Here is a 6,219-nt window from a genome sequence, read left to right as displayed (position 1 = left end):
GCCCAAGGCCGTTCGGCCGTTTCTGTTCAATCTGTTCCGGGACAAGGCGATCATCGGCGCCCCGGCGCCGATCCGCTACGCCCTGGCGGCCCTGATCTCGACCACTCGCCAAGTCAGCCCGGCCAATTACGCGATCATGGGCGGCGGTTCTCCCCTGCTGCCCGAGACCGAGAAACAGGCCAAGGCCCTGCAGGCGATCTGGACGTCGGCTTCCCGAGCTGGAGACCCGCTGCTTTATCGCCATGCGCTACTGGCATCCGCTGACCTCGGAGACCGCCAAGGCGGTGGCCGCCTTTGCACCGGACGAGGTGCTGCTGCTGCCGCTCTATCCGCAGTTCTCGACCACGACCACGGGCTCGTCGTTCGCGCCTGGAAGAAGGCCTACAAGGGTCCTGGCCGCGTTTCGGCCCTGTGCTGCTATCCGACCGATGACAGCCTGATCACGGCCCATGCCGAGGGGATCAAGGCCGCCTATGAGGCGCCGGTCGACCCGGTCCGGCGCGGCTGCTGTTTTCGGCCACGGTCTGCCGGAAAAGATCATCGAGGCGGGCGATCCCTATCAGACCCAGATCGAGGCCACGGCCGCGGCGGTGGCGGCGCGCCTGGGCGAGGGCTGGGACTGGCGGGTGACCTATCAGAGCCGGGTCGGGCCGCTGAAATGGATCGGCCCCTCGACGGATGATGAAATCCGGCTGGCCAGCGAGCAGGGCCTGGCCCTGGTCGTCGTGCCGATCGCCTTTGTCTCCGAGCACATCGAGACCCTGGTCGAACTGGACCACGAATATCGCGAACTGGCGGTGGAGGCCGGTTGCCCGGCCTATGTCCGGGTTCCGGCCCTGGGCGTGGCGCCCGGCTTCATCGATGGGTCGGCCGTCGTCTCGCGGCCATGCTGGAGACCCCGACCCCGGTCGCCGTCGGCTGCGCCTGGCGGTGCGGCGGGGATCGCACCCAGTGTCCCAACCGAACGGGAGCTCAGGTGTGACCGACTTTCTCGTCGCCCACTTCAACCTGATCCGCGGTCTGCACATCATTTCGGTGATCGCCTGGATCGCCGGCATGCTGATCCTGCCGCGGCTGTTCGTCTATCACATGCGCGCCGAGGCGGGCTCCGACATGGACGCGCTGTTCAAGCACGCCGAAGAGCGGACCCTGCGGATCATCATCAATCCGGCGATGTTCCTGGCCCTGGGGTTTGGCCTGCTGTTGATCCTGGCTGACAGCCAAATCCGCGGCTGGGACTTCCTGCTCAAGCCCTGGATGCTGACCAAGCTGGCGACGCTGATGTTCCTGTTCGCCTGGCACGGCTTGCTGTCCAAGGCTCGCCGCCGCTTCGCCGCCGGGACCAATACTCGCAGCGAGAAATACTGGCGGATGACCAACGAGCTGCCCTTCGTGGCGACCATCATCATCGTGCTGTCGGTGACCACCAAGTTCCTCGACCAACTGGGCTGAGACGCCGATCGTCGGGCTTTGCTTGACCCGGCGTGGCGCATGTGGTTCCCATCGCGATCAGACGTGGGGGTCAGCCCCCATGTTTCGTCTCCACGGAGTGGCGCTCGTCCTGATGCGCCCAAGGCTCCGTCCCCCAGAACGATCCGCGCCGTCGTCAATGGCGTGACCCGTCGGCCAGATCTGGTCGATGTCAGATACAGAACCCCAGGGCCAGGTCGCGGCGTCGCGGACTGGGCGCGTCGCTTGAGTCGAACATGACCGAACACAACGAAACCGAATCCAACGCCGACATGGACTCCGCCGTCGAGGCGTCCATCGACACCACCTGAGGCCGCCACCGACGCGGACTCCGATGGCGGCGACGACGAACCCTCCGAGATCAGCGCCACCGTCGCGGCCATGGGCCTCAAGGCGATGTCGCTGCAGGACTGCAGGAGCTGAAGGAAAAGACCCCGGCACCTGCTGGCCTTCGCCGAGAGTCCCGAGAACGCCAATTCCAACGCCAATTCCATGCGCAAGCAGGGACATGATGTTCGCGATCCTCAAATCCTCAAGACCCTAGCCGAGGAAGGCGTGGAGATCTCCGGTCGGGCACCATGGAAGTGCTGCAGGACGGCTTCGGCTTCCTGCGCTCGCCGGAAGCCAATTATCTTCCGGCCCGGACGATATCTATGTGTTCCCTTCACAGATCCGCAAGTTCGTCTGCGCACCGGCGACACCATCGAGGGCGCCATCCGCGCTCCGCGCGAGGGCGAGCGCTATTTCGCCCTGACCGGCGTGGGCAAGATCAATTCCGAGCCCCGACAACGTCAAGCACAAGATCCACTTCGACAACCTGACGCCGCTCTATCCGAAGAGCGCCTGAACATGAACTGCCCCGATCCGACCGTGAAGGATCGCTCGGCGGGTGATCGACATCGTCGCCCGCTCGCAAAGGCCAGCGCTGCCTGATCGTCGCCCCGCCGCGGTCGCAAGACGTGATGCTGCAGAACATCGCCAAGTCGATCGAGACCAACCACCCCGAGTGCTACCTGATCGTCCTGCTGATCGACGAGCGTCCGGAAGAAGTCACCGACATGCAGCGCACGGTGAAGGGCGAGGTCATCGCCTCGACCTTCGACGAACCGGCGACCCGTCACGTCCAGGTGCCGAGATGGTCATCGAAAAGGCCAAGCGCCTGGTCGAGCACAAGCGCGACGTCGTCATCCTGCTGGACTCGGTCACCCGTCTGGGCCGTGCCTACAACACCACCGTCCCCGTCCTCGGGCAAGGTGCTGACCGGCGCGTCGACGCCAACGCCCTGCAGCGCCCCAGCGCTTCTTCGGCGCGCGCGGAATGTCGAGGAGCGCAGCCTGCACCATCATCGCCACGCGCTGATCGATACCGGCAGCCGCATGGATGAAGTGATCTTCGAAGAGTTCAAGGGCACCGGTAACTCGGAAATCGTCCTCGACCGCAAGGTCGCCGACAAGCGCATCTTCCCGGCCATCGACGTGCTGAAGTCCGGCACCCGCAAGGAAGAGCTGATCACCCCGAAGGACCAGCTGACCAAGACCTATGTCCTGCGCCGGATCCTCAACCCGATGGGCGCCTCCGACGCCATCGAATTCCTGCTCGAGAAGCTTCGCCAGTCCAAGACCAATGGCGACTTCTTCCAGTCGATGAACACCTAAGGTCAGGGTTTCACGTGAAACAACGAAGGCGCCGGAGCGATCGCTCCGGCGCCTTTTTTGTTGTCCATCGATCCTCCCCCTGACGGGGGAGGTGTCGGCGTAGCCGACGGAGGGGCAGTCGGCTGGCGCTGTGCAGTCGTCCCCCTCCGGCCTTCGGCCTCCTCCCCCTCCAGGGGGAGGATCGCGGTCTACGGCGCCAGCAAGGTCGCGCCGGTGGTGCGCCGGCCCTCAAGCGCTTCATGAGCGGCGCGGGCCTGAGCCAGAGGGAAGGTCTGGCCGATGTCGATCTTCACCGCGCCTGAGGCCAGGACCGCGAACAGCGCCTCGGCGCTGGCGTCGAGCTCCTCGGTGGTGGCGATATAGTCGAACAGGCGCGGCCGGGTCAGGAACAGCGACTTGGCCGACAGGGCCAGGGGGGCGATCGGCGGCGCCGGCCCTGAGGCGTTGCCGAAGGTCGCCAGCACGCCGCGCGGCGCCAGGCTCTTGAGGCTGGCCTCGAAGGTGTCCTTGCCGACCCCGTCATAGACGACCGCCACCCCGGCGCCGTGGGTGATCTGGGCGACCCGTTCGGCGACGTCTTCATGGTCGTACAGGATCACGTGATCGGCGCCGTGAGCCCGCGCCGCCTCGGCCTTGGCCTCTGAGCCCACGGTGGCGATCACCGTGGCCCCGAGGGCCTTGCCCCATTGCACCAGGATCGAGCCGACCCCGCCGGCGGCGGCGTGGACCAGGATCGTCTGGCCGGGCTCAACCCGGTGGCAACGCCGCAGCAGGAACTCGGCCGTCATGCCCTTGAGCAGGGCGGCGGCGGCGGTTTCCAGGCTGACCCCGTCGGGAACCTTGACGGCGCGATCGGCCGGAACCACGGCGGCCTCGGCATAGGCCCCGAGCGTGCCGTTATAGGCGACGCGGTCACCGACGGCCAAACGCGTCACCCCCTCGCCGACCGCCTCCACGACGCCCGCGGCTTCGAGGCCGAGCACCGCCGGCATCTTCAGCGGATAGAGCCCGCTGCGATGGTAGGTGTCGATGAAGTTGAGGCCGACGGCCGCATGACGAACCAGCACTTGGCCGGGACGCGGTTGCGGCGTCGGGATCTCGACGACCTGCAGGACCTCGGGGCCGCCGGCCGCGACCGCTTGAATGGCGAGCATGGGTCTAGGCCAGATGGGTCTTGAAGAAGGTCAGGCTGCGGCCGTTGGCCTTGGCCGCGTCGGCGGCGTCGTAGTGCTCGCCGCCTTCCCGGGCGAAGGCATGGTCGCGGCCGGCATAGGTATGGATCTCGATCTGCGGGTGGTCCTTGAGGCCGTCGAGGATCATCTTGCGGGCTTCCGGCGGCACGAACTGGTCCAGCTCGGCCACGTGCAACAGCAGCGGGCGGGCCAGCTTCTCCGTCTCGGCCAGGTGCTTCTCGATGCCGATGCCGTAATAGCTGACGCTGGCGTCCGCGTCGGTGCGGGTCGCGGTCAGGAAGGCCAGCAGGCCGCCCAGGCAATAGCCGACGGCGCCGACCTTGCCGGAGGCGCCGGGCAGGGTCCGGGCGGCGGCGATGGTGGCGGCGATGTCGCTGACCCCGGCGTCGACGTCAAAGGCGTTATAGAGCTCGAAGGCCCGCTTCCATTCGGCTTCGCTCTTGTCGGTGATGTCGATGCCCGGCTCGATGCGCCAGAACAGGTCGGGGCAAATGGCCAGGAAACCCTGGGCGGCCAGGCCGTCGCAGATGTCGCGCATCACCCTATTGACCCCGAAGATCTCCTGGATGACGACGACGGCGGGGGCCGAGGCCGCCGCCGGGCGCGCCACATAGGCGCTGAACGCGCCGTCGGGGGTGGTGATCGAGAGGGTCTCGCTCATGGGGCTTCTCCGTGATGCGCAGGTCGATGGGAGATTCGACCAAAGCGCTCTAACCTGCACGGCGCGCTCTGGCGCATAACAAATTCGTGGCCTGACCCAAGGGAACCAAAACCATGAAGATGACCGTCGAGATTGATTGTTCACCGGTGGAGGCGCGGGCCTTTCTCGGCCTGCCCGATGTCAGCGGCCTCAATGACCACCTGGTGAAGGAGATGCAGGCCCGGATGGACGCCAACATGGCCATGCTGGCGCCGGATGAACTGATGAAGAACTGGATGGCGTTCGGCACCGGGGCGCAGGACAGCTTCCGCAAGCTGATGACCGCAGCGGCCGGTGCCGCCGTGAGCGGCAAGCGCGAATGAACGAGACGATCTACGCGCCGGCGACCGGAGCGGGGCGGGCGGCGGTGGCGGTGATCCGGGTCTCGGGGCCCGGTAGCCGCCAGGCGGTCCTGGCCCTGGCCGGACGCGTGCCGCGGCCGCGCCAGGCGGTCCTGCGCCGGCTGCGCCATGGCGGGGCGGATCTGGACGAGGCCCTGGTCCTGTGGTTCGAGGCCCCGGCCAGCTATACCGGCGAGGACTCCGCCGAGTTTCACGTGCACGGCGGTCGCGCCGTCGTGGCGGCGGTCCTGGAGGCCCTGGCGGCCCAGGGGCTGCGTATGGCCGAGCCTGGCGAGTTCACCCGGCGGGCCTTCGAGAACGGCAAGCTCGACCTGGCCCAGGCCGAAGGCGTCGCCGACCTCATCGACGCCGAGACCGACGCCCAGAGACGGCAGGCGCTGGGCCAGTTAGGCGGGGCCCTGGGTCAACGCTATGACCGCTGGCGCGACCTGCTGATCCACGCCCTGGCCATGCTGGAGGCCGCGGTCGACTTCCCGGACGAGGAATTGCCGGAGGATGTCGCCGAGCGCGCCCGTCCGGGTCTGCGGGCGCTGCTGAGCGAGATCGATGAGGCCCTGGCCGACGCCGTTCGGGGTCGCAAGGTCCGTGAAGGCTATCGCATCGCCCTCGTCGGCGCGCCCAACGCCGGCAAGAGCACCTTGCTCAACGGCCTCGCGGAGCGTGACGCCGCCATCGTCACCGCCACCCCCGGCACAACCCGCGACATCATCGAGGTTCCGCTGGTGCTTGGCGGCTACAAGGTGTTGGTCGCCGACACCGCCGGTCTGCGCGTCACCGAGGACAGCATCGAGGCCGAAGGGGTCCGGCGAGCCCGGGCCTGGGCCGCCGAGGCCGACCTG

General features: G+C 67.4%; 5 protein-coding genes and 2 pseudogenes. 5 read left to right on the top strand and 2 right to left on the bottom strand.

Going from position 1 to position 6,219, the window contains the following annotated elements:
• The 3 genes and pseudogenes from hemH to rho all read left to right on the top strand — a co-directional run.
• Positions 1-982 (top strand): annotated as a pseudogene (gene hemH, locus CSW58_RS04395) (ferrochelatase); the annotation flags it as partial.
• Complete coding sequence (locus CSW58_RS04390; RefSeq protein WP_099446458.1) at positions 979-1,452, top strand: CopD family protein; 474 nt, start codon at positions 979-981, stop codon at positions 1,450-1,452. The pseudogene hemH and the gene CSW58_RS04390, both read left to right, overlap by 4 nt.
• Positions 1,453-1,706: 254 nt before the next feature.
• Positions 1,707-3,125 (top strand): annotated as a pseudogene (gene rho / locus CSW58_RS04385) (transcription termination factor Rho).
• Between the two features lie 188 nt (positions 3,126-3,313).
• On the opposite strand, the gene CSW58_RS04380 reads toward rho, so the two are convergent.
• Positions 3,314-4,279, bottom strand: coding sequence for a quinone oxidoreductase (locus CSW58_RS04380; RefSeq protein ID WP_099446457.1), 966 nt, complete (start codon positions 4,277-4,279; stop codon positions 3,314-3,316).
• A 4-nt stretch (positions 4,280-4,283) separates the two neighbouring features.
• Positions 4,284-4,979, bottom strand: a complete 696-nt coding sequence (locus CSW58_RS04375; RefSeq protein WP_099446456.1) for a dienelactone hydrolase family protein — start codon at positions 4,977-4,979, stop codon at positions 4,284-4,286.
• A gap of 113 nt (positions 4,980-5,092) precedes the next feature.
• On the opposite strand from CSW58_RS04375, the gene CSW58_RS04370 reads away from it, so the two are divergent.
• Together CSW58_RS04370 and mnmE are read left to right on the top strand one after the other, a co-directional pair.
• Complete coding sequence (locus CSW58_RS04370; RefSeq protein WP_099446455.1) at positions 5,093-5,341, top strand: DUF6489 family protein; 249 nt, start codon at positions 5,093-5,095, stop codon at positions 5,339-5,341.
• On the top strand, positions 5,338-6,219 hold an 882-nt coding region (gene mnmE, locus CSW58_RS04365), incomplete at its 3' end, for a tRNA uridine-5-carboxymethylaminomethyl(34) synthesis GTPase MnmE (RefSeq protein ID WP_099446459.1). The genes CSW58_RS04370 and mnmE, both read left to right, overlap by 4 nt.

It is taken from the genome of Caulobacter sp. B11 (genome assembly GCF_002737765.1).
Taxonomy (GTDB): Bacteria; Pseudomonadota; Alphaproteobacteria; order Caulobacterales; family Caulobacteraceae; genus Caulobacter.
Note: the sequence above shows the minus strand (reverse complement) of the source record. Positions and strands in the feature narration are given on the sequence as shown.